Annotated in this window: 15 protein-coding genes and 1 pseudogene; 10 read left to right on the top strand and 6 right to left on the bottom strand. The window is 62.6% G+C overall.

The genetic code is table 11. The features are described from left to right. Window positions 1-4 precede the first annotated feature (4 nt). The 3 genes from aceF (at window position 5) to msrA (ending at window position 5,378) form a co-directional block, all read left to right on the top strand. The gene (gene aceF / locus PSH87_RS02355) at window positions 5-1,645 is read left to right on the top strand and encodes a dihydrolipoyllysine-residue acetyltransferase (protein WP_305432343.1); all 1,641 of its coding nucleotides are present in this window, start codon (window positions 5-7) and stop codon (window positions 1,643-1,645) included. 318 nt (window positions 1,646-1,963) lie between these two features. Continuing rightward, on the top strand, window positions 1,964-4,657 hold the full coding sequence (locus PSH87_RS02350; RefSeq protein WP_305432342.1) for a bifunctional diguanylate cyclase/phosphodiesterase: 2,694 nt from the start codon (window positions 1,964-1,966) through the stop codon (window positions 4,655-4,657). Window positions 4,658-4,730: 73 nt separating this feature from the next. Then, entirely contained in the window at window positions 4,731-5,378 is a 648-nt protein-coding gene (gene msrA, locus PSH87_RS02345; protein ID WP_017734898.1) for a peptide-methionine (S)-S-oxide reductase MsrA, read from the top strand. 96 nt (window positions 5,379-5,474) lie between these two features. Here msrA and PSH87_RS02340 read toward each other — a convergent pair whose 3' ends face one another. Then, on the bottom strand, window positions 5,475-6,311 hold the full coding sequence (locus PSH87_RS02340) for a 23S rRNA (adenine(2030)-N(6))-methyltransferase RlmJ (protein WP_017734897.1): 837 nt from the start codon (window positions 6,309-6,311) through the stop codon (window positions 5,475-5,477). Window positions 6,312-6,485: 174 nt separating this feature from the next. Here PSH87_RS02340 and PSH87_RS02335 point away from each other — a divergent pair, with 174 nt between their 5' ends. Beyond that, window positions 6,486-7,763 (top strand): O-acetylhomoserine aminocarboxypropyltransferase/cysteine synthase family protein, encoded by a 1,278-nt coding sequence (locus tag PSH87_RS02335; RefSeq protein ID WP_017734896.1) that lies wholly within the window; start codon window positions 6,486-6,488, stop codon window positions 7,761-7,763. Here the strand turns inward: PSH87_RS02335 and PSH87_RS02330 are convergent. Both PSH87_RS02330 and PSH87_RS02325 read right to left on the bottom strand, forming a co-directional pair. Then, window positions 7,749-8,432: a DUF4123 domain-containing protein gene (locus tag PSH87_RS02330; protein WP_305432340.1), complete on the bottom strand. Its 684-nt coding sequence runs from the start codon at window positions 8,430-8,432 to the stop codon at window positions 7,749-7,751. The two genes, PSH87_RS02335 and PSH87_RS02330, sit on opposite strands and share 15 nt — an antisense overlap. A 5-nt stretch (window positions 8,433-8,437) precedes the next feature. After that, window positions 8,438-10,441, bottom strand: coding sequence for a type VI secretion system tip protein VgrG (locus PSH87_RS02325; protein WP_305432339.1), 2,004 nt, complete (start codon window positions 10,439-10,441; stop codon window positions 8,438-8,440). A 174-nt stretch (window positions 10,442-10,615) separates the two neighbouring features. Here PSH87_RS02325 and PSH87_RS02320 point away from each other — a divergent pair, with 174 nt between their 5' ends. After that, a complete protein-coding gene (locus tag PSH87_RS02320; protein WP_026136543.1) occupies window positions 10,616-11,104 on the top strand; it encodes a DUF2165 family protein in 489 nt (162 codons plus the stop codon). A gap of 82 nt (window positions 11,105-11,186) precedes the next feature. Here PSH87_RS02320 and putP read toward each other — a convergent pair whose 3' ends face one another. Continuing rightward, window positions 11,187-12,671 (bottom strand): sodium/proline symporter PutP, encoded by a 1,485-nt coding sequence (putP, locus tag PSH87_RS02315; RefSeq protein WP_017734892.1) that lies wholly within the window; start codon window positions 12,669-12,671, stop codon window positions 11,187-11,189. 460 nt (window positions 12,672-13,131) lie between these two features. On the opposite strand from putP, the gene putA reads away from it, so the two are divergent. After that, window positions 13,132-17,085 carry a trifunctional transcriptional regulator/proline dehydrogenase/L-glutamate gamma-semialdehyde dehydrogenase gene (putA, locus tag PSH87_RS02310; protein ID WP_305432336.1) on the top strand — a complete coding sequence of 1,318 codons (3,954 nt, stop codon included), beginning with the start codon at window positions 13,132-13,134 and terminating at the stop codon, window positions 17,083-17,085. Between the two features lie 228 nt (window positions 17,086-17,313). Next, window positions 17,314-19,116, top strand: coding sequence for an acyl-CoA dehydrogenase (locus tag PSH87_RS02305; RefSeq protein ID WP_305432335.1), 1,803 nt, complete (start codon window positions 17,314-17,316; stop codon window positions 19,114-19,116). On the opposite strand, the gene PSH87_RS02300 is transcribed toward PSH87_RS02305, so the two are convergent. Beyond that, window positions 19,113-19,406: a cell division protein ZapA gene (locus tag PSH87_RS02300; protein ID WP_017734889.1), complete on the bottom strand. Its 294-nt coding sequence runs from the start codon at window positions 19,404-19,406 to the stop codon at window positions 19,113-19,115. The genes PSH87_RS02305 and PSH87_RS02300 overlap by 4 nt on opposite strands. After that, the gene (locus PSH87_RS02295; RefSeq protein WP_017734888.1) at window positions 19,403-19,633 is read right to left on the bottom strand and encodes a hypothetical protein; all 231 of its coding nucleotides are present in this window, start codon (window positions 19,631-19,633) and stop codon (window positions 19,403-19,405) included. The genes PSH87_RS02300 and PSH87_RS02295 overlap by 4 nt, the downstream gene beginning before the upstream one ends. Before the next feature lie 266 nt (window positions 19,634-19,899). Between PSH87_RS02295 and PSH87_RS28735 the strand changes: the two are divergent. From PSH87_RS28735 to PSH87_RS02285, 3 genes and pseudogenes are all read left to right on the top strand, one after another. After that, window positions 19,900-20,622: pseudogene (locus tag PSH87_RS28735) on the top strand (MCP four helix bundle domain-containing protein); the annotation flags it as partial. Window positions 20,623-20,652: 30 nt separating this feature from the next. Further along, on the top strand, window positions 20,653-21,525 hold the full coding sequence (locus PSH87_RS28730; protein WP_370695310.1) for a methyl-accepting chemotaxis protein: 873 nt from the start codon (window positions 20,653-20,655) through the stop codon (window positions 21,523-21,525). A gap of 242 nt (window positions 21,526-21,767) precedes the next feature. Continuing rightward, window positions 21,768-23,510, top strand: coding sequence for a potassium/proton antiporter (locus PSH87_RS02285; RefSeq protein ID WP_305432333.1), 1,743 nt, complete (start codon window positions 21,768-21,770; stop codon window positions 23,508-23,510). Window positions 23,511-23,545: the final 35 nt, after the last annotated feature.

Here is a 23,545-nt window from a genome sequence, read left to right as displayed (position 1 = left end):
TTTTGTGAGCGAACTCATTCGCGTACCTGACATCGGCAGCGGTGAAGGTGAAGTAATCGAGCTGTTTGTGAAGGTCGGCGACACCGTCGAAGCCGACCAGAGCATCCTGACCCTGGAATCGGACAAGGCGAGCATGGAAATCCCTGCTCCCAAGGCCGGTGTGGTCAAGAGCCTGAAAGTGAAGCTGGGCGATCGCCTGAAAGAAGGCGACGAACTGCTGGAACTGGAAATCGAAGGTGCCGCTGATGCGGCCCCTGCACCTGCGGCCGCTCCGGCTGCCGCTGCTGCACCGGCGCCTGCCGAGAAGCCAGCCGAGGCCCCTGCGGCCCCGGCTGCTGCTCCGGCCGCCGCTTCGGTCCAGGACATCCACGTGCCGGACATCGGTTCGTCGGGCAAGGCCAAGATCATCGAGCTGCTGGTCAAGGTCGGCGATACCGTCGAAGCCGACCAGTCGCTGATCACCCTGGAGTCCGACAAGGCCTCCATGGAAATCCCTTCGCCGGCTGCCGGCGTGGTGGAAAGCATCGCGGTCAAGCTGGAAGACGAAGTCGGCACTGGCGATTTCATCCTCAAGCTGAAAGTACAAGGCGCTGCGCCTGCGGCTGCTCCAGCTCCGGCCGCCGCTCCGGCTGCCAAGGCTGAGGCTGCACCTGCCGCTGCTCCGGCGCCTGCTGCAAAAGCCGAGGCCGCTCCGGCGCCGGTTGCTGCTGCTCCTGCGCCAAGCGGTGCCAAGGTTCACGCCGGCCCTGCGGTGCGTCAGCTGGCTCGCGAGTTCGGCGTTGAGCTGAGCGCAGTGGCGGCCACCGGCCCTCACGGTCGCGTGCTGAAAGAAGACGTGCAGGTTTACGTCAAGGCGATGATGCACAAAGCCAAGGAAGCTCCGGCTGCCGGCGGCGCGACGGGTGGTTCGGGCATTCCGCCGATCCGCACCGTGGACTTCAGCCGCTTCGGCGAGACCGAAGAAGTGCCGATGACCCGCCTGATGCAAATCGGCGCGGCCGGCCTGCACGCCAGCTACCTGAACATCCCGCACGTGACCCAGTTCGACCAGGCCGACATCACCGACCTGGAAGCTTTCCGCATCGCGCAGAAAGCCGTGGCCGAGAAGGCCGGCGTGAAACTGACCGTGCTGCCGCTGCTGCTCAAGGCCTGCGCGCACCTGCTCAAGGAACTGCCGGACTTCAACGCTTCGCTCGCGCCAAGCGGCAAGGCGATCATCCGCAAGAAGTACGTGAACATCGGTTTCGCGGTCGATACGCCGGATGGCCTGCTGGTACCGGTCATCAAGAACGTCGACCAGAAGAGCCTGCTGCAACTGGCTGCTGAAGCGGCTGCACTGGCGGCCAAGGCCCGCGACAAGAAGCTCACCCCGGACGACATGCAGGGCGCGTGCTTCACCATCTCCAGCCTCGGGCACATTGGCGGTACGGGCTTCACGCCAATCGTCAACGCGCCGGAAGTGGCGATCCTCGGTGTGTCCAAGGCCACTATCCAGCCTGTGTGGGACGGTAAAGCGTTCCAGCCGAAGCTGATGCTGCCGCTGTCGCTGTCCTACGATCACCGCGTGATCAACGGCGCCGCGGCTGCACGCTTCACGCAGCGCCTGAGCCAGTTGCTGAACGACATCCGCACCATCCTGCTGTAAGCCTCAACGGGCCTCCCTTTCATCGGGGAGGCCCGGTTGCACCGATTTCCGAGCGCCACACGCTCGTACCTCAACCCCGCCACTTGGCGGGGCTTTTTTTGCCTGTTTTTCCGATGATAATTGGACAGGCAAAACAGGTTTGTACACCTTCCATCACCGCCATTTCAGAAATCCCCCGCGCGGCCGATAACCCCCTTATAGCACTTAGCCTTCATCCTCTCTTGTCAGTGCGTGCTGCATGATGCAACCTTGCCGCAGGCGACAGAAAAGAGGGCGTGAGCCCAGCGCCGTGCGCATTTTCCCAAGCGAGTTTCCCCCATGAAAAGCCAACCCGATGTCGCCCGTATGGCGGCCGAGGTAGTGACGCAATTACCGGTGCCTTCGCGCCTCGGTATGCTGCGTTTCGAGCGGCTGAATGAGGCAAGCTGGGCCCTGCTCTACCTCGACCCCAATTGCGAACGCCAATTCGGCCTGCCGGCGGTAGAACTGTGTGCCCTGCTCGGCACCCCCTACGCCAGCCTGATGGAGCCCCAGGCGCGCTATCAGCTGCATGATGCGATCCAGCAACAACTCAGCCACAGCCCCCACTACCTGGTGCGCTACACCCTGCACACCAGCGACGGCCCGCTGAGCCTGCTGGAAATGGGCGAAGCCTACAAACAACACAATCGCCACCTGCTGCGCGGCTACCTGATGGTGGTCGACGGCCTGTTCAGCGAAGTCGCGACGACCGCCCCGACGGCCGACCTGGAAAGCCAGAACAGCCGCCTGCAGATCGCCCTGGAGCTCAACCAGCGCGCGCAGCAAGAACAACTGCAACACCTGGAACGGGTGCGCGCCCAACAGGAGCTGATCCTGCTGCTGGCCCGCCAACGCTACACCGCGAACAATTCGCTGCAGGAAGCGGCCGAGCTGATCACCCGCAGCGCCTGTGAAATCTACCAGGTCGACAGCGCGCGCATCTGGCACCTCGAAGACCAGCGCCTGGTACCGATTGCCGCCTACCTGCGCGCCGACCAGCAGCACTACATGCCCGAGCCCATCGACGCCAGCGGCTTCCCGGACTACCTGGAAGCGCTGCACAGCAGCCGCGCAATCGACGCCACCAACGCCCTGCGCGACCCGCGCACCCGTGAGCTGGCCGAAGAGCTGCGCGCCAAGGACATCCAGGCCCTGCTCGACGCCAGCATCCGTGTGGATGGCCAAGTGGTCGGCGTGCTCTGCCTGGAGCAAGGCCGCAGCCCGCGCATCTGGCAGGCCGACGAGATTGCCTTTGCCGGCGAGCTGGCGGACCAGTTCGCGCAAGTCATCAACAACCATAACCGGCGCACGGCCACCAGCGCGCTGCACCTGTTCCAGCGCGCGGTGGAGCAAAGCGCCAACGCCTTTCTGCTGGTCAATTGCGACGGCGTGGTGGAGTACGTCAACCCGAGCTTTACCGCGATCACCCAGTACAGCGCCGAAGAAGTCCACGGCCACCGCCTGGCGCAACTGCCGGCGCTGGAAAACCTCAGCGAGCTGCTGTTCGACGCCCCTTCCAGCCTGGCCAAGAGCAACAGCTGGCAGGGCGAATTCAAGAGCCGGCGCAAAAACCTCGAACCCTACTGGGGTCAGCTGTCGATCTCCAAGGTGTACGGCGACAACCGTGAGCTGACGCACTACATCGGCATCTACGAAGACATCACCCAGACCAAGCTGGCCCAGCAGCGCATCGAGCGCCTGGCCTACACCGACAACCTGACCAACCTGGGCAACCGCCCGGCGTTTATCCGCAATCTCGACGAACGGTTTGCCCGCGACAGCGACAGCCCGATCAGCCTGCTGCTGGTGGACATCGACAACTTCAAGCGCATCAACGACAGCCTCGGCCACCAGACCGGCGACAAACTGCTGATCAGCCTGGCCCGGCGCCTGCGCAACAGCCTCAGCGCCGGCGGCAGCCTGGCGCGGTTTGCCAGCAACGAATTCGCCGTGCTGCTCGACGACACCGACCTGGAAACCGGCCAGCAAGTCGCCAGCCAGCTGTTGGCAACCCTCGACAAGCCGATGTTCGTCGACAACCAGTTGATCAGCGTCACCGGCTCCGTGGGCCTGGCCTGCGCGCCCTTGCACGGCCGCGACCCGCAAACCCTGATGCGCAACGCCGGCCTGGCCCTGCACAAGGCCAAGGCCAACGGCAAACACCAGGTGCAAGTGTTCACCGAAGCGCTCAACGCCGAAGCCAGCTACAAGCTGTTCGTCGAAAACAACCTGCGCCGCGCCCTGACCCAGAACGAACTGGACGTGTTCTACCAGCCCAAGCTGTGCCTGCGCAGCGGCCGCTTGCTGGGCATGGAAGCGCTGCTGCGCTGGAACCACCCGGAAAAAGGCATGATCCGCCCCGACCAGTTCATCAGCGTGGCGGAAGAGACGGGCTTGATCATCCCCATCGGCAAATGGATCGCGCGCCAGGCCTGCCGCATGAGCAAGCAACTGAGCGCCGCCGGCATGGGCAACTTGCAGGTGGCGATCAACCTGTCGCCCAAGCAGTTCTCCGACCCCGACCTGGTGGCCTCGATTGCCACCATCCTCAAGGAAGAAAACCTGCCGGCCAACCTGCTGGAGCTGGAGCTGACCGAAGGCTTGCTGCTGGAAGCCACCGAAGACACGCGCCTGCAACTGGACCAGTTGAAGAGCTTTGGCCTGACCCTGGCCATGGACGATTTCGGCACCGGTTACTCGTCGCTGAGCTACCTGAAAAAATTCCCGATCGACATCATCAAGATCGATCGCAGCTTTATCCATGAAATCCCGGACAACCAGGACGACATGGAAATCACCTCGGCGGTGATCGCCATGGCCCACAACCTCAAGCTCAAGGTCGTGGCCGAAGGCATCGAGACCGCTGAACAGCTGGCGTTCCTGCGCCGGCACCGTTGCGACGTCGGCCAGGGCTACCTGTTCGACCGGCCAATCCCCGGCGCCGAGCTGTTTGCTATGCTCAAGCGCTATCCACGCGGACCTGTCGCCTGACAGCGTGGTAACACTCGGGCACACTGGCTGTCTGACTCTTTACCGCTAACTCAACCTGACGAGAGGACTGATCATGGTCTTGCGCTCGGAAATTCTGGTGAATAAAAACGTGCTTCCTACTGCAGAACAAGCTTTGCCTGGCCGCGAAACCCCGATGGCGCTGCCGGAAACCCACTTCGTCAACGGCAACCCATTACTGGGGCCCTTCCTGGATGACGTCGGTTTCGCGATCTTCGGCCTGGGGTGCTTCTGGGGCGCCGAGCGCAAGTTCTGGCAGCGCGACGGCGTGGTCAGCAGCGTGGTCGGCTACGCCGGCGGCTTCACGCCGAACCCGACCTACGAAGAAGTCTGCTCGGGCCTGACCGGCCACAGCGAAGTGGTGCTGGTGGTGTATGACCAGGCCAAAGTGAAATACGAAGACCTGCTGAAGATGTTCTGGGAACTGCACAACCCGACCCAGGGCATGCGCCAGGGCAACGACATCGGCAGCCAGTACCGCTCGGTGATCTATGCGACCACGCCGGAGCAATTGGACGCGGCGAAAGCCAGCGCCCAGGCGTATCAGCAAGAACTGACCAAGGCCGGGCTGGGTGAGATCACCACGGAAATCGACGAAGCGCCGACGGTGTACTTCGCCGAGGCGTATCACCAGCAGTACCTGGCGAAGAATCCGCAGGGCTATTGCGGGATTGGCGGCACGGGCGTGACCTGCCCGATCTGACGCCAAAAGCATCGCGGGCAAGCCCGCTCCCACAGGGGATAGCGTTCAAACTGTGGGAGCGGGCTTGCCCGCGATAGCGATTTGGCAGGCGCCAAATTACTCAGCAATCAACCAATCCATCTGCCACCCACCCTGGGTCTGCCCCAGCTGCTTGGACAACCACGGCAGCAGCTCCCGCAACTCCTCTTCCAGCCCCCACGGCGGGTTGGCGATCGCCAGGCCCGAGCCGGTCAGGGTGTTCGGCGTATCCAATGGATGCACCAACAACTCCACCCGCAACAGCTTCGGCGCACCCGTGCCGGCCAGGTCCTGGTAGAAACGGCGCAACATGCGCTGGTCCTTCACCGGGTACCAGATGGCGGCGACGGTCTGGCGCATGCGGCTCACGGCTTCCTTCAGGGACGCGGCGCAGCGTTGCATCTCGTCGAGTTTCTCGAATGGTGGGTCGATCAGCATCAGCGCGCGTTTTTCCGGCACCGGCAGCAGGGCACGCGGCACATGCCAGCCTTCACCCAGGTGCACTTTGACGCGGCGATCACCTTTCATATTGTCTTTGAGCAACACGCCGTCTTCCGGGTGCTTTTCATTGAGCAGCACACGGTCCTGTGGCCGCGTGAGGCGGCGCGCCAGCTCCGGCGAGCCCGGGTAGTAGCGCAGCTGGCCATCCGGGTTCATCTCGTGCAGCACGCGCATGTAATCAGCGGTCAGCGGCGGCAGGTCGCTTTGGCCCCACAGGCGCGCAATGCCTTCCAGGTATTCACCGGTCCGGTTGGCCTGGTCGCCCTGCAAGTCGTACAGGCCGATCCCGGCGTGGGTATCGAGGTAGGTGAACGGCTGCTCCTTGCGCGACATCAGGGCGATGAGGCGGGTCAAGGTCAGGTGTTTGAAGACATCGGCGTGGTTGCCGGCGTGAAAGGCGTGACGATAATTCATGGTTGCTCCTGCGCAGGGGGCGAAGTTTACCTGTTACGCAGGCTTTGGTGCAGCGCGGCATGCCGGGCGGTGCTTATGCCGCAAAAGCAGGTGGATGGCTGAAAAAAATCTAAATACTTGGGTGGGTGCAGATTTATTGTGGCAATCCACTATCCAGGGAGGTCAATAACAATCATGAAAGACGCCACCATCGCACTGCACCACGGCTTCAAGTCGGACCCCACCACCAAGGCCGTCGCCGTGCCGATCTACCAGAACGTCGCCTTCGAATTCGATAACGCCCAGCACGGCGCCGACCTGTTCAACCTGGACGTGCCCGGCAATATCTATACGCGCATCATGAACCCCACCAACGACGTGCTGGAACAGCGCATTGCGGCGCTGGAAGGCGGCATCGCGGCCCTGGCCGTGTCGGCCGGCAGCGCGGCGATCCACTATGCGATCCAGACGCTGACGCGTGCCGGCGACAATATCGTCACCACGCCACAGCTCTACGGCGGCACCTACACCCTGTTCGCGCACCTGCTACCGAGCTTTGGCGTGGACGTGCGCTTCGCCCGTGACGACTCCGCGCAAGCCATCGCCGAACTGATCGACGACAACACCAAGCTGGTGTACTGCGAAAGCATCGGCAACCCGGCAGGCAATATCATCGACCTGCAAGCCCTGGCCGACGTCGCCCATGCCCGTGGCGTGCCGCTGATGGTGGACAACACCGTGGCCACGCCGATCCTGTGCAAGCCGATCAGGTTCGGCGCCGACATCGTCGTGCATTCGCTGACCAAGTACATCGGCGGCCATGGCAACTCCCTGGGCGGCGTGATTGTCGACAGCGGCACCTTCCCCTGGACCGACTACCCGGAAAAATTCCCCGGCCTCAACAACCCCGAGCCGGCCTATCACGGCGTGGTCTACACAGAAAAATTCGGCCCCGCCGCCTTCATCGCCCGCGCCCGCACCGTGCCGCTGCGCAATACCGGCGCGGCGCTGGCGCCGATGAACGCGTTCCTGCTGCTGCAAGGCCTGGAAACCCTCGCGCTGCGCATGGAGCGCCACACCGAAAACGCGTTGAAGGTCGCGCAGTTCCTGCAAGGCCATCGCGACGTGGAATGGGTCAGCTACGCCGGCCTGCCGGACCATCCGCACCACGCCCTGGCGCAGAAATACCTGCAAGGCAAACCCTCGGCGATCCTGTCGTTTGGCTTGAAGGGCGGCTACGAGGCCGGCGTGCGCTTCTACGACGCGCTGCAAATCTTCAAGCGCCTGGTGAATATCGGCGATGCCAAGTCCCTGGCCTGCCACCCGGCCTCCACCACCCATCGGCAGATGAACGAACAGGAACAAGCCAAGGCCGGGGTGAAACCGGAAATGATCCGCCTGTCGGTGGGCATCGAGGCGATTGAAGACCTGATCGAAGACTTGCAACAGGCCCTGGGTTCAACCCAGCTCTGAGGCGATGCAGTTGGCCAGCGCTGCATGGCTGATGGGCGAAATCCGCACGAAGCGGGCGACCTTGTGGCGCAAGGTCGCCGGCGTGAAGGCGGCGCAGAGGTCGGGGCGCTGTTCTTCCAGCCATTGCAGCAGGTTGTCGATCAGCGTCTGCGGTGATTGGCCGGCCAACTGCGCCATTAACGGCGCCGGCACATGCCACCATGGGCTGGCTTTGGCCGCCGTCACCGCGTCTGTCGCCACGCTCAGCGTCTGACCATTGATGAGGTAGCGCTGGAACACTGGCAATATCTCCCCACCCGATTGCTGAATGATCGGCAACATCTGGGCGCCGTCCCAGAAGCGCAGGAACACCGCCTGCCCCTCCGGCAGGTACACCTTGGTCAGGCTTTGCAGGTGCGCGACCACCGTTTCCAACGGGCTGGACGAGACGGCCAGCCAACCCCAGTCGGTGGATGCAGTGGAGGCCACCCAATCCAGGAACGCGCTGCCACGCTCGACAATGGCGACGTAGGGCATGACCTCCTCCCATGACGCATAGGCCGTGCCGGCCCAAACCGGGTGCAGCGCCGTTGCGCCTGCATGGGTTCGCCACGCCGTCAGCGGCTTGGCGTCGCTGGCCGCTCCCAGGATGGCGAAGAGGTGTTCACCGGGAAGCAAGGTTTGGTGCATCGTCGTTAATTCCATTCCGGGTTGGAACACAGGCCGTTCTTGCAGCGCTCACACTCTTCGCAAAACGGCGCGCTGCGCTTGAAGCTGGCCACTTGCGCGGGGCTCAACGGCGCGGGTATGACCGCCAGTAAAGTCTCTTTCATGCCAGGTATCAGCGGCGCAGCGACCGCAGCGGGCGCACCGCCAAGCTGAATCGGCACGCTGCTGAAAATCCCGCCCGCCGACAACGTGATCGACTGCCCACCCGCTTGGATCGTCACGGACGCGCCCGCATCGATGACCACGCTTTGCCCGGCACCGATCTGAATGGTGCGCCCGGCACGCATCTGCCGGGAGCCGCCGACCAGCAGGTGATCGTCCTGCTTGATTTCAGTCAAGCGGTTGCCGTGGGTGATGCGCTGTTCTTCGCCTTGCAGCTCATGGTGGGATTCGCCGCCCACCCGCACCTGACGCCGGTTATCCACCTGCACCTGCTGGTCATGCAGCACGTGCTGGGTCCAATCGCGCTGGGCGCGCAGGTAGATTTCCTCGGCGCCCTTGCGGTCGTCGATGCGCAGTTCGTTGTAGCCGCCGCCACCGGGGCTGCTGTGGCTGCGGAAGGTGCTGCGGGTCTTGTCTGCCGGCAGGTCGAGGGGCACAGGCGTCGCCGCGTTGGGCAGGCAGCCCATCACCAGGGGCATGTCCATATCGCCATTGACGAAACCCACCAGCACTTCCATGCCCACTCGCGGGATCAGCACGACACCGTAGCGGTCATGGGCCCAGCCGCTGGCGACCCGCAACCAGCAGCTGGAATGGTCGTTGTGTTCGCCATTGCGGTCCCAGGCCAATTGCACTTTGACCCGGCCGTATTCGTCGCAATGGATTTCACTGTCGGCAGGGCCGGTGACCACCGCGTTCTGATAGCCGGAAATGCTCGGGCGCTCAGGCAATGGCGGGCGAAAGATCACATCCCACGGCGCTGCGACAAAGGTGTTGCGATAGCCCTGGCGAAAATCCCCGCCTGCCGGTTCGGTGACCGCTTCCTCCAGCACCTGGGGCTGCTTGCCCTCGTGGACAACCTGGGTCACCAGCCACAGGTCATTCCAGGCCTCACGGGGGTGGCCGGTGATCCGCATGAAGCGGCCGCTGGCCAGCGCCGGATCGTCGCCACTGCCACGGGCGATCCGATAGTCGCAGCGGCTGCGCTCCAGGCCACGTTGCGCAAGGTACTTGCCATGGGCGCGGTCACTGAAGTGGCCGGGATAATCCTGCACTTCCAGGCGCGGTAGTTGCTCGCCTACCGCCGCGCTGTCCAACGCCAGGCGCGGCTTGCGCCAATCGTAGTCACGCAGGTCCAGCGCCGTGGTGCGGGTCTCCAGCTGCACGGCAAAACGCTTGATCGCCGGGGTGTCGGCGACCATCCCGGAGCCAGGGGTGTAAGGGGTGGGCTGCTCAGCCTGGGCAAAGACCGTCTGGTCATCGCCAAACACCAGCAGGTGCCGCTCGGCCGCATGCTGGAAGTGATAGTGGATCCCCGCCTCGCCACACAGGCGCTGGACGAACGCCAGATCGCTCTCGCCAAACTGCACGCAGTACTCGCGCTCCGGGTAGGTGCCGCTCACGTGAAATGCAAAGCGATCGCTCTGGATGCCCTGCCCCACCAGCACCTGCGCCACGATCTGCGGCACCGTCTGGTGCTGGAAAATACGTTGCTGGCTGCTGTGCGCCAGGTAGGCCAGTTGCGGCACGAGGCTGATCTGATAACGCGTCAGGCGCCGCCCGGAATCACCTTGCGCCACGCGGTAGACCAGGCCATGGACGCCGTGGCCTTGGTCGTCGAAGCCCAGGTACACCGGGCGATGCAGCAGGCCCTGGAGGTCGATGTCGGGCTGTTCGCTGACCAGTTCAAGATCAAAACAATAGGGTTGGCTGAGTGCTTCGGTACCGTTGAAGCGGTAGACCTTGAGGCCACTGGCGACCCCGTCCAGGATCAGGTTGAAGGCACTGTGATTGGCAGGAGCGAACATCCGGTGTTTCTCTGCGAAGGAGTGGGCGGCCGATTCTGCATCAGCCAATGACCGAGTTCAGCGGGGCACTGACAAATCAGCAAATACCTACATCATGCGTTCCCGAATCTTCACGCCCGCTCCATGCCGTCGGTCCATTCTCAGGCTTGCCTCCTGAAAAACGATGGAAAGACCATGACCACACGTTACGCAAAAATGCTTATGACCCTCGCACTGGCAGCCTTCGCCGGCCTCGCAAGCTTCAACAATCTCACCGACTACGGCTCCAACTTTGCCTTCGTCAGGCACGTACTGAGCATGGACACCACCTTCCCCGACAACGCCGCCATGTACCGTGCGATCACCAGCCCCTGGGCTTGGCACGGCGCCTATTGGCTGATCATCAGCGGCGAAGCCCTGACCGCTGCACTTCTGGCCCTTGGCACGTGGGCCCTGTGGCGCGCGCGACATGACGACAGCAACGTTTTCCAGCGAGCCAAGAAGCACGCAATCCTGGGCCTCACCTTCGGCTTCGGCGTGTGGTTCTTCGGTTTCATGGTGATTGGCGCGGAATGGTTTCTAATGTGGCAATCCCAGCAATGGAATGGCCAGGGTGCGGCGTTCAAGTTCTACATGGCGATTCTTGGCGTGCTGATTTTTCTCAATCAGCCGGAAAGGGACTGAACAGGCCAGAAAAAAAAGGCCCGCGATCCAAAGGATCGCGAGCCGTTTTTTTTAACTGCACGGGTACCAAACACCCAACGTTTTATTTGTTGAGGTTGTAGTCCTTCTCCGCCGCATCAAAACGCTCGACCATACCGGCAGTCGGCGCGCCCAGCTTGCTCACGAAGTAGATCGCCAGGCTGGCAAAGATGAAGCCCGGGATGATTTCGTACAGGCCCAGCAGTTCGAAGTGTTTCCACACGATCACGGTGATCGCGCCGACCAGGATGCCAGCCAGTGCGCCGTTGCGGGTCATGCCTTTCCAGATCACCGAGATCAGCACCACAGGGCCGAACGCGGCGCCGAAACCGGCCCAGGCGTAGCTCACCAGGCCCAGTACGCGGTTGTTCGGGTTGGCGGCCATGGCGATGGCGATCAGGGCAACCACCAGCACCATCAGGCGGCCGACCCACACCAGCTCAAGCTGGGAGGCGTTTTTGCGCAGGAAGGTCTTGTAGAAGTCTTCGGTCAGGGCGCTGGAGCACACCAGCAGTTGGCAGCTCAGGGTGCTCATCACGGCCGCCAGGATGGCCGACAGCAGCACGCCGGCAATCCATGGGTTGAACAGCAGCTTGGCCAGTTCGATGAACACACGCTCGTGGTTCTCGTTGACCGGGCCGGCGACTTCCGGGTGCGCCGAGAAGTAGGCGATACCGAAGAAACCCACCGCCACGGTACCGGCCAGGCACAGGATCATCCAGGTCATGGAGATGCGGCGCGCGTTGGCGATCGACTTCACCGAATCCGCCGCCATGAAGCGCGCGAGGATGTGCGGCTGGCCGAAGTAACCCAGGCCCCAGCCCATCAGCGAAATGATGCCGATGAAGGTGGTGTTTTTCAGCATGTTGAAGTTGTCAGGGTTCTTCGCTTCGATGGCGAGGAAGGTGGTATCAACGCCACCGGTGGCCAGCAGCACGATGATCGGCGTAAGGATCAGTGCGAAGATCATCAGCGTGGCTTGTACGGTATCTGTCCAGCTCACTGCCAGGAAACCACCGACGAAGGTGTAGGCAATAGTCGCGGCAGCACCGGCCCACAGCGCGGTCTCGTAGGACATGCCGAAGGTGCTTTCGAACAGGCGGGCACCGGCGACGATGCCGGAGGCGCAGTAGATGGTGAAGAACACCAGGATCACCACGGCGGAGATGATCCGCAGCAGGCCGCTTTTATCTTCGAAACGGCTGGAGAAGTAATCCGGCAGGGTCAGGGCGTCGCCGTTGTGTTCGGTCTGTACCCGCAGGCGACCGGCCACGAACAGCCAGTTGAGGTAAGCACCGACGATCAGGCCGATGGCGATCCAGCTTTCCGACAGGCCGGACATGTAGATCGCGCCGGGCAAGCCCATCAACAACCAGCCGCTCATGTCCGAAGCACCGGCCGACAAGGCCGTGACCACGCTACCGAGGCTGCGACCGCCGAGGATGTAATCGGAAAGGTTGTTGGTGGAGCGATAGGCCATGAAGCCAATCAGCACCATTGCTGCGATGTAGATCACAAACGTGATCAGGGTTGGATTACTTACGCTCATATGAGTGACGCCCTGGCTTTGTTTTTATGTAGCGGCGGTCTGTCAGACGGCCACCCACTGCAAGTAGGTAGACGTAACTGCGTGCCGCGCATTTATGACTGACGTTTCCCCAGGAAAGCCGTCAGCCGATGAACCGACTCGTGGAGGTGGTTGCACCTTGGGCGCGAATGCTATTCAACAAAGCAAATAAGGTGCAACCAGTTTCGTGAGAATAAGTTGCACCCAAGTGTGAATTACGCAAAACACCCCGTTCTTGCTCCTTTTCGGAGCAAGAACAGCCGATCTCAGAAGCAAATGCACCAGCGTGAAGCAGATTCCGCTGAGGGTCGGTTTTTTTCATGCCTCCCCCCGAAAATTTCATGCATAAAAAGGGTTGCACCCGGTTGCACCTCTTCATGGGCAAAGCTAATCTTGCCGCCAGCTGATGCCACTCGGTAGTGGCACCCATGAGGATAAGAAAATGGCTACGACCACCCTTGGGGTCAAACTCGACGACCCGACCCGCGAACGCCTGAAGGCTGCCGCGACCTCCATTGATCGCACGCCGCACTGGCTGATCAAGCAGGCGATTTTCAATTACCTGGAGAAACTGGAGGGTGGTGCAACCCTGACCGAACTCAATGGCTTGAGCAGCAAGGATGCCGACGACGCAGGCGAGGTGCAGACCGACCACGCCCACCAGTGCTTCCTGGAGTTCGCCGAAAGCATCCTGCCGCAATCCGTCCTGCGCGCTTCGATCACCGCCGCTTACCGTCGCCCTGAGCCGGAAGTGGTGCCAATGCTGATCGAACAGGCTCGCCTGCCAGCGCCAATGGCCGAAGCCACCAACAAGCTGGCCGCCTCGATTGCCGAAAAACTGCGTAACCAGAAAAGTGCCGGCGGCCGTGCCGGTATTGTTCAGGGCCTGCTGCAAGAATTTTCCCTGTCGTCCCAGGAAGGCGTGGCACTGATGTGCCTGGCCGAAGCGCTGCTGCGTATCCCGGACAAGGGCACCCGCGACGCGCTGATCCGCGACAAGATCAGCACCGGCAACTGGCAGCCGCACCTGGGCAACAGCCCATCGCTGTTCGTCAATGCCGCGACCTGGGGCCTGCTGCTGACCGGCAAGCTGGTCGCCACCCATAACGAAGCAGGCCTGACCTCGTCCCTGAGCCGCATCATCGGCAAGAGCGGCGAGCCGATGATCCGCAAGGGCGTCGACATGGCCATGCGCCTGATGGGCGAGCAGTTCGTCACCGGCGAAACCATCGCCGAAGCCCTGGCCAATGCGAGCAAGTTCGAAGCCAAGGGTTTCCGTTATTCCTACGACATGCTCGGTGAAGCCGCACTCACCGAACACGATGCGCAGAAATACCTGGCCTCGTACGAACAAGCCATTCACTCCATCGGCAAAGCTTCTCACGGCCGTGGGATTTATGAAGGCCCGGGCATTTCCATCAAGCTCTCGGCCCTGCACCCGCGTTACAGCCGTGCGCAGTACGAGCGCGTGATGGACGAGCTGTACCCACGCCTGCTGTCGCTGACCCTGCTGGCCAAGCAATACGACATCGGCTTGAACATCGACGCCGAAGAAGCCGACCGCCTGGAACTGTCCCTGGACCTGCTGGAACGCCTGTGCTTCGAGCCGCAACTGACCGGCTGGAACGGCATCGGTTTCGTCATCCAGGCGTACCAGAAGCGTTGCCCGTATGTGATCGACTACGTCATCGACCTGGCGCGCCGCAGCCGCCACCGCCTGATGATCCGCCTGGTCAAAGGCGCGTACTGGGACAGCGAGATCAAGCGCGCCCAGGTCGAAGGCCTGGAAGGCTACCCGGTATACACCCGCAAGGTTTACACCGACGTTTCCTACATCGCCTGCGCACGCAAACTGCTGTCGGTGCCGGAAGTCATCTACCCGCAATTCGCCACGCATAACGCCCACACCCTGTCGGCTATCTACCATATCGCCGGTCAGAACTATTACCCAGGCCAGTACGAGTTCCAATGCCTGCACGGCATGGGTGAACCGCTGTACGAGCAGGTTGTAGGCAAGGTCTCCGAAGGCAAGCTGAACCGTCCGTGCCGCGTGTACGCTCCGGTCGGCACCCACGAAACACTGCTGGCTTACCTGGTGCGTCGCCTGCTGGAAAACGGCGCCAACACCTCGTTCGTCAACCGTATAGCCGACCAGTCCATCTCCATTCAGGAGCTGGTGGCCGATCCAGTGGCCAGCATCGAGCAAATGGCCACGCTGGAAGGCGGCTTCGGCCTGCCGCACCCGCGTATTCCATTGCCACGCGACCTGTACGGCAGCGAGCGCGCCAACTCGGCTGGTATCGACCTGGCCAACGAACACCGCCTGGCGTCGTTGTCCTGCGCCCTGCTGGCCACGGCCCACAACAATTGGAAAGCCGCGCCGATGCTCGGTTGCGCGGCCAGCAATCAACCCGCCGCACCGGTGCTGAACCCGTCCGACCTGCGTGATGTAGTCGGCCACGTGCAAGAAGCCACCGTCGAAGACGTGGATAACGCGATCCAGTGCGCCATCAACGCCGGCCCGATCTGGCAGGCCACCCCGCCCGCCGAACGTGCGGCGATCCTGGAGCGCGCCGCCGACCTGATGGAAGGCGAGATCCAACCGCTGATGGGCCTGCTGGCCCGTGAAGCCGGCAAGACCTTCGCCAACGCCATTGCCGAAGTGCGCGAAGCCGTGGATTTCCTGCGCTACTACGCCGTGCAGGCACGCAACGATTTCACCAACGACGCCCACCGCCCACTGGGCCCGGTGGTCTGCATCAGCCCGTGGAACTTCCCGCTGGCCATCTTCAGCGGCCAAGTCGCTGCCGCATTGGCCGCCGGCAACCCGGTACTGGCCAAGCCGGCCGAGCAAACCCCGCTGGTCGCCGCACAAGCCGTGCGCATCCTGCTGGAAGCCGGCATCCCGGAAGGCGTGCTGCAATTGCTGCCGGGCCAGGGCGAAACCGTGGGTGCCCGCCTGGTGGGTGATGATCGCGTCAAAGGCGTGATGTTCACCGGCTCCACCGAAGTGGCGCGCCTGCTGCAACGCAATGTCGCCGGGCGCCTGGATGCCCAGGGCCGGCCGATTCCGCTGATCGCCGAAACCGGTGGCCAGAACGCCATGATCGTCGACTCCTCGGCGCTGACCGAACAAGTGGTCATCGACGTAGTGTCCTCGGCCTTCGACAGTGCCGGCCAACGTTGCTCGGCCCTGCGCGTCCTGTGCTTGCAGGAAGATTCGGCAGACCGCGTCATCGAAATGCTCAAGGGCGCCATGGCGGAATGCCGTCTGGGTAACCCGGAGCGCCTGTCGGTGGACATCGGCCCGGTGATCGACGCCGAAGCCAAGGCCGGCATCGAGAAACACATCCAGGCCATGCGCGACAAAGGCCGCAATGTGTACCAGGTGGCGATTGCCGACGGCGAAGAGATCAAGCGCGGCACCTTCGTGATGCCGACCCTGATCGAACTGGAAAGCTTCGACGAACTGCAACGGGAGATCTTCGGCCCGGTGCTGCACGTGGTGCGCTACAAGCGCAAAGAGATCGACCAGCTCATCGGCCAGATCAACGCGTCGGGCTACGGCTTGACCCTGGGCGTGCACACCCGCATCGACGAGACCATCGCCAAGGTGATCGACAACGTCCATGCCGGTAACGTCTACGTGAACCGCAACATCGTCGGCGCCGTGGTCGGCGTGCAACCGTTCGGCGGCGAAGGCCTGTCGGGCACCGGCCCGAAAGCCGGTGGTCCGCTGTACCTGTACCGCCTGCTCTCGACTCGTCCTACGGATGCTATCGAGCAATCCTTCGTACGCGGTGACAAGCTGAGTGCGCCGGATGTCCGCCTGCGTGACGCCATGAGCCAACCGCTGACCGCCCTGAAAACCTGGGCCGACAGCCACAAGCTCAGCGACCTGAGCGCCCTGTGCGACCAGTTCGCCGCACAATCGCAAAGCGGTATCACCCGCCAACTGGCCGGCCCGACCGGCGAGCGCAACAGCTACGCCATCCTGCCCCGCGAGCACGTACTGTGCCTGGCGGACGTCGAAAGCGACCTGCTGACCCAACTGGCCGCTGTGCTGGCGGTAGGCGGCTCGGCGGTATGGCCAGAGACTGACTTGACCAAGGCCGTGTTCCCACGCCTGCCTAAAGAGATTCAGGCGAAGATCAAGCGTGTGGCCGACTGGACCAAGGACGACGTGGTGTTTGACGCCGTCCTGCACCACGGTGATTCCGACCAACTGCGTGCGGTGTGCCAGCAAGTGGCACAGCGCAGTGGCGCGATTGTCGGGGTGCATGGTTTGTCCCAAGGCGAGACGGCGATTGCGCTGGAGCGTCTGGTGATCGAGCGGGCGTTGAGCGTCAACACCGCGGCGGCAGGTGGTAACGCCAGCCTGATGACCATCGGCTAACTGAAACCCTGTAAGGGCTGGCTTGTGTGGGAGCTGGCTTGCCTGCGATAGCATCACCCCGGTGTAACTGATACACCGAGGTGCCTGCATCGCAGGCAAGCCAGCTCCCACATTTATTGCACAAGCCTCGCGCGTTTGTTTTGCAGTTCCATCACCCAAATCAATCTTGCTATCCACCCTCCATTTGCGCACTTAGACTCGGCCCTATTCCCACATAGGTAAGCCGCCATGTCCGAGACGCTGCTCAGTTCCCGCAATCTGGCTTTCGAGCTGTACGAAGTCCTCGATGCCGAGGGCCTGACCCAGCGCGAGCGGTTTGCCGAGCACAATCGGGAAACCTTCGATGCGGCGATCAGCACCGCTCGAAACATCGCCGAAAAGTACTTCGCCCCCCATAACCGCAAGAACGACGAAAACGAACCGCGCTACGAAAACGGCGAAGCGATCCTGATTCCCGAGGTCAAACCGGCCGTCGATGCCTTCCTGGAAGCCGGCTTCCTCAATGCCGCGCGCAGCTTCGAAGCCGGTGGCATGCAGTTGCCCACCCTGCTCTCCCAGGCCTGTTTCGCGCATTTCCAATCCGCCAACGCCGCCTCCACGTCCTACCCGTTCCTGACCATGGGCGCCGCCAACCTCATTGAGAGCTTCGGCACCGACGAACAGAAACAACGCTTCCTGCAACCGATGATCGACGGGCGCTTCTTCGGCACCATGGCCCTGACCGAACCCCATGCCGGTTCGTCCCTGTCGGATATTCGTACGCGCGCAGAACCGGCGGCTGACGGCACCTATCGACTCAAGGGCAATAAGATCTTCATCTCCGGCGGCGACCACCCGCTGTCGGAAAACATCGTGCACATGGTGCTGGCCAAGCTGCCGGACGCGCCGGCAGGGGTGAAGGGCATTTCGCTGTTTATCGTGCCCAAGTTCCTGGTCAACGACGACGGCAGCCTGGGCGAGCGCAACGATGTGGTGCTGGCCGGGCTGTTCCACAAGATGGGCTGGCGCGGCACCACGTCTACGGCACTGAACTTCGGCGATAACGGCAACTGTGTCGGCTATCTGGTGGGCAAGCCGCACCAGGGCTTGAGCTGCATGTTTCAGATGATGAACGAAGCGCGTATCGGCGTGGGCATGGGCGCAGTGATGCTGGGCTATGCCGGTTACCTGTACTCCTTGGAATACGCTCGCGAGCGTCCGCAGGGCCGCCTGCCGGATAGCAAAGATCCGACGACTGCACCGGTGTCGATCATTCAGCACGCCGATATAAAACGCATGCTGCTCACGCAAAAAGCCTACGTCGAAGGCGCCTTTGACCTCGGCCTGTACGCCGCTCGCCTGTTCGACGACACCACCACCCTGGCCACCGAAGCCGAGCGCAAACAGGCCCACGAACTGCTGGACCTGCTCACGCCCATCGTCAAATCCTGGCCGTCGGAGTTCTGCCTCAAGGCCAACGAACTGGCGATCCAGATCCTCGGCGGCCACGGCTACACCCGCGAATACCCGGTGGAGCAGTACTACCGCGACAACCGCCTGAACCCGATCCATGAAGGCACCCACGGCATCCAGTCCCTCGACTTGCTGGGGCGCAAGCTGGCGCAGAACGGCGGCGCGGGCTTGAAGCAGTTAATCAGACTGATTGCCGAAACCGGTGCCCGTGCGCAGGAATACCCAAGCCTCACAGCACTAAGGGAGCCACTGGAACACCTGGTGAACCGCCTGCAAAGCGTGACCATCGGTCTGCTCACGGATCTCGCCCAGGGCAAGGTCAACAGCAGCCTGGCAAACTCGGCGCTGTACTTGAAGGTGTTTGGGCATACGGTGATTGGCTGGCGCTGGCTGGAACAAGCGATTCGCGCCGAAGAAGGGCTGGCCAAGGGCAATGCGGCCGACGCGGCCTTCTATAAAGGCAAGCTCCAGGCCGCCCGCTACTTCCTGACCTGGGAAGTACCGGGCTGCCATCATGAACTGGCGATTCTGGAGGCACGCGATGATACGTGCCTCGCGATGCAGGACGAGTGGTTCTAAGGCTGCCCGATCGCCTTGGCAATCACATCGACCGTGGCGCTGACTTGCTCTTGGTAACGGTCGAGTTCCTCCTGGTGCGCCTGCTGCATTTCGATCTGCTCGGCGCACAGGTTCAGCGCCGCCAGCACCAGTAATTTGTCGCCGATCAGCGTCGGATACTTCTTCTTGGTGGTGGCCAGGGAGGCTTTGAGCATGGTCACGGCGTGCATCAGGGTCTTGTCTTCCCCGGCCGGCGCCTTGATCGAGTAATCCTCTCCGAGAATCGAAACGACCTTTATCCCTTCATTCATGCGCCGACAGGACCTGCGCTCACGCGCTCAACCAGTGCTTGAATGCGCGCAGCGGTAGCGCCGTTCTTTTCTTCCTGTTCCATCAGGTTCAATTGCAGGCTGTCGTTCTCATCCTTGGCGCGGGCCAGTTCGGCCTTGAGGGATTCGTTGCTGCCCAGCAGATCCTGGTTCTGCTGTACCAGGTCGCTGACCAATTGTTCCAGTTGGCTGAGGGATGCTTCTAACATTTTGATTTCTCGGGCTTTTTCAAAGGGCGGTGACGATAAAGAAAATTCACCTCGGATGCCAGGGTTATCCCCGGCGCGCAGCCCGATTTTTCAGGGCCGGGCCGCACTTTCGAGCCTTAGTGACTGCAATTCGCCGATCTGGTTCCTGAAGCTCATCGGATGCGACAAAAACGCACAGGCCCCTTTAGACTTTAGTCGTACGACCGATAGAGAAGCATCCCCCCTCTCATGGCCGCACGGATTGCGCTTCTCCCCAGGATTCCAGCATGTCCCTTCGTAATATGAATATCGCGCCGCGTGCCTTTTTGGGCTTCGCGTTTATCGGCGCGCTCATGCTGTTTCTCGGTGTGTTCGCCCTGAACCAGATGAGCAAGATCCGCGGCGCCGCCGAAGACATCACCCTGTCCAGCGTGCCGAGCATTCGCGCCCTCGACGAGTTCACCCAACTGACCCTGCGCCTGCGCGTGCTGTCGTACCGCCTGCTGACCAACCGCGAGCCGGATGTGCAGCAAAAGACCCTGGACACCTTCGAACTGCGCGACCAGCAGATCCGCGCCGCCCAGGCCATCTACGAAAAACTCATCGACAGCCGCGAAGAGCGCGCCGCCTACGACGAATACGTCAGCCTGCTCGGCCAGTACCGCCAGATCGAAACACGTATGAAAAGCCTGTCCCAGGCCAATCAGGTCGACGCCCTGCGCTCGCTGATCAACACCGAGTTGCTGAGCAACTCCGAGCAGGTCAACGCCGTGCTCGCGCGCTTGCTGGATATCAACAACAACATGGCCCTGGTCACCAACCAGGAAGCCAAGGATCAATACGACCTGGCCTTCAAGCTGGTCGTCGGCCTGCTGATCCTCGCAACCGCATTGACCGTGCTGTTCGCCTGGCTGTTGACCCGCAGCATCACCCTGCCAATTTCCCAAGCCCTGGAAGCCGCCGAAGAAGTCGCCGAAGGCAACCTCACGCGCCCGATCAAGGTCGACGGCAACGACGAAGCCGGGCGCCTGCTGGCCGCCATGGCCAAGATGCAGGACAAACTGCGCGACACCCTGCAACGCATCGCCGGTTCCGCCACCCAGCTGGCCTCGGCCGCCGAAGAGCTGAACGCCGTCACCGACGAAAGCGCCCGTGGCCTGACCCAGCAAAACAACGAGATCGAACAAGCCGCCACCGCCGTCAACGAGATGACCAGCGCTGTGGAAGAAGTCGCACGCAATGCGGTGAGCACGTCCGAAGCCTCGCGCAACGCCACCACTTCCGCCGGCGACGGCCGTGATCTGGTGCAAGAGACCGTCAGCGCCATCGAACGCATGAGCGGCGATGTGCAAGCCACCGCCACGCTGATTGGCGACCTGGCCAATGAGTCGCGGGATATCGGCAAGGTGCTGGACGTGATTCGCGGCCTGGCCGACCAGACCAACCTGCTGGCCCTCAACGCCGCCATCGAAGCCGCCCGCGCCGGTGAGGCCGGGCGTGGTTTTGCCGTGGTCGCCGACGAAGTGCGCGCACTGGCCCATCGCACCCAACAGTCCACCAGCGAGATCGAGCGGATGATCGGCAGCATCCAGGCCGGCACCGAACACGCCGTGGATTCGATGCGCAACAGCACCGAACGTGCGGAATCGACGCTGAACATCGCCAAAGGCGCGGGACTGTCGCTGGATACGATCAACACGGCGATTGTCGAGATCAACGAGCGCAACCTGGTGATCGCCAGCGCGGCGGAAGAACAGGCGCAAGTGGCGCGGGAAGTGGACCGTAACCTGGTGAACATCCGCGATCTGTCGGTGCAATCGGCGACGGGTGCCAGCCAGACGAGTGCGGCGAGTAATGAGTTGTCGCGATTGGCGGTGGATTTGAACGGGATGGTCAGCCGTTTCCGCCTCTGAAACCGACGCCGATCCCCTGTGGGAGCTGGCTTGCCTGCGATAGCTGTGGGCCAGCTTGCATCTCCTTAACTGGCAGACCGCTATCGCAGGCAAGCCAGCTCCCACAGGGATCACTGCCACATTAGATCGACGCATGCCTTCAAAGCTTTTGACAGCGCAGCAATTCAACAGGTTAGAATCGCTGGCACGCAGACTGCATGGTCAGTTTGCGCCCCGTCTTGTTTGCCCATGGAGTACTGCCTTTGAATGCGACGACCATCAACAGCCTGTTCTTGATCGGCGCGTTGCTGGTGAGTGCGAGCATTCTGGTGAGTTCTCTTTCGTCCCGCCTCGGTATCCCGATCCTGGTGATCATCCTGGCCGTGGGCATGGTCGCCGGCGTCGATGGCGGCGGCATCATCTTTGACAACTACCCGACCGCCTACCTGGTGGGCAACCTTGCCCTTGCAGTGATCCTGCTCGACGGCGGCCTGCGCACGCGGGTGGCGAGTTTCCGCGTGGCACTCTGGCCGGCGTTGTCGCTGGCCACGGTGGGGGTGTTGATTACCACCGGCCTCACCGGCATGGCGGCGGCGTGGCTGTTTGACCTGAATATCATCCAGGGTTTGCTGATTGGCGCCATCGTCGGCTCCACGGACGCCGCGGCGGTGTTCTCGCTGCTGGGCGGCAAGGGCCTCAACGAGCGGGTGACCGCCACCCTGGAAATCGAATCCGGCAGCAACGACCCGATGGCGGTGTTCCTCACCGTGACGCTAATCGACATGCTCGCCAGCGGCCAGACCGGCTTGCACTGGAGCCTGTTGACCCACTTGGTGCGCGAGTTCGGCATCGGCGGCGTGGTCGGCCTGGGCGGCGGCTGGCTGATGCTGCAAATGGTCAACCGCATCAACCTGGCCACCGGCCTGTACCCGATCCTGGTGATCGCCGGCGGCCTGTTCGTCTTCGCCGTGACCAACGCCCTGCACGGCAGCGGCTTCCTCGCCGTGTACCTGTGTGGCCTGGTGATCGGCAACCGCCCGGTGCGCAGCCGTCATGGCATTTTGCATATGCTCGACGGTATGGCCTGGCTGGCGCAGATCGGCATGTTCCTCGTGCTGGGCTTGTTGGTCATGCCCCATGACTTGCTGCCGATTGCCCTGCCGGCCCTGGGCCTGGCGCTGTGGATGATCCTGTTTGCGCGGCCGCTGTCTGTGATCGTCGGCCTGCTGCCCTTCAAGGCGTTCCATGGCCGCGAAAAAGGCTTTATCGCCTGGGTGGGCTTGCGCGGCGCCGTCCCGATCATTCTCGCGGTGTTCCCGCTGATGGCCGGGCTGCCCCATGCGCAGCTGTACTTCAACCTGGCGTTCTTTATCGTGCTGGTCTCGCTGCTGGTGCAAGGCACCAGCCTGCCGTGGGTGGCCAAGCTGCTCAAGGTCACCGTCCCGCCAGACCCGGCGCCGATCTCCCGCGCCGCCCTGGAAGTGCACGTCACCAGTGAATGGGAGCTGTTCGTCTACCGCCTCGGCGCCGAAAAATGGTGCATCGGCGCCGCCCTGCGCGAGCTGAAAATGCCCGAAGGCACACGGATCGCTGCGCTGTTCCGTGGCCAGCAACTGCTCCATCCGTCGGGTAGTACGGTGCTGGAAGTCGGCGACCTGCTCTGTGTGATCGGCCACGAACACAACCTGCCAGCCCTGGGCAAACTGTTCAGCCAGGCGCCGCAACGCGGCCTCGACCTGCGCTTCTTCGGCGACTTCGTCCTCGAAGGCGACGCCCAGCTGGGCGCGGTCTCCGCCCTGTACGGCCTGAAGCTGGAAGGCATCGACCCGGACATGCCACTGAGCAGCTTCATCACCCAGAAAGTCGGCGGCGCGCCCATCGTCGGCGACCAGGTGGAATGGAACAACACCATCTGGACCGTCGCGGTCATGGACGGGAACAAGATCGGCAAAGTGGGCGTCAGATTCCCCGAAGGAAGTCGCCCGGGCCCCGGACTCTTCCTCTAAACTGCGGGGCGACAACGCCCCGATTCTTCACCTTG

The sequence above is a fragment of the Pseudomonas sp. FP453 genome (genome assembly GCF_030687495.1).
Lineage (GTDB): Bacteria > Pseudomonadota > Gammaproteobacteria > Pseudomonadales > Pseudomonadaceae > Aquipseudomonas.
The sequence above is the reverse complement of the archived record's forward strand: the minus strand, read 5'-3'. Positions and strand labels throughout refer to the sequence as shown.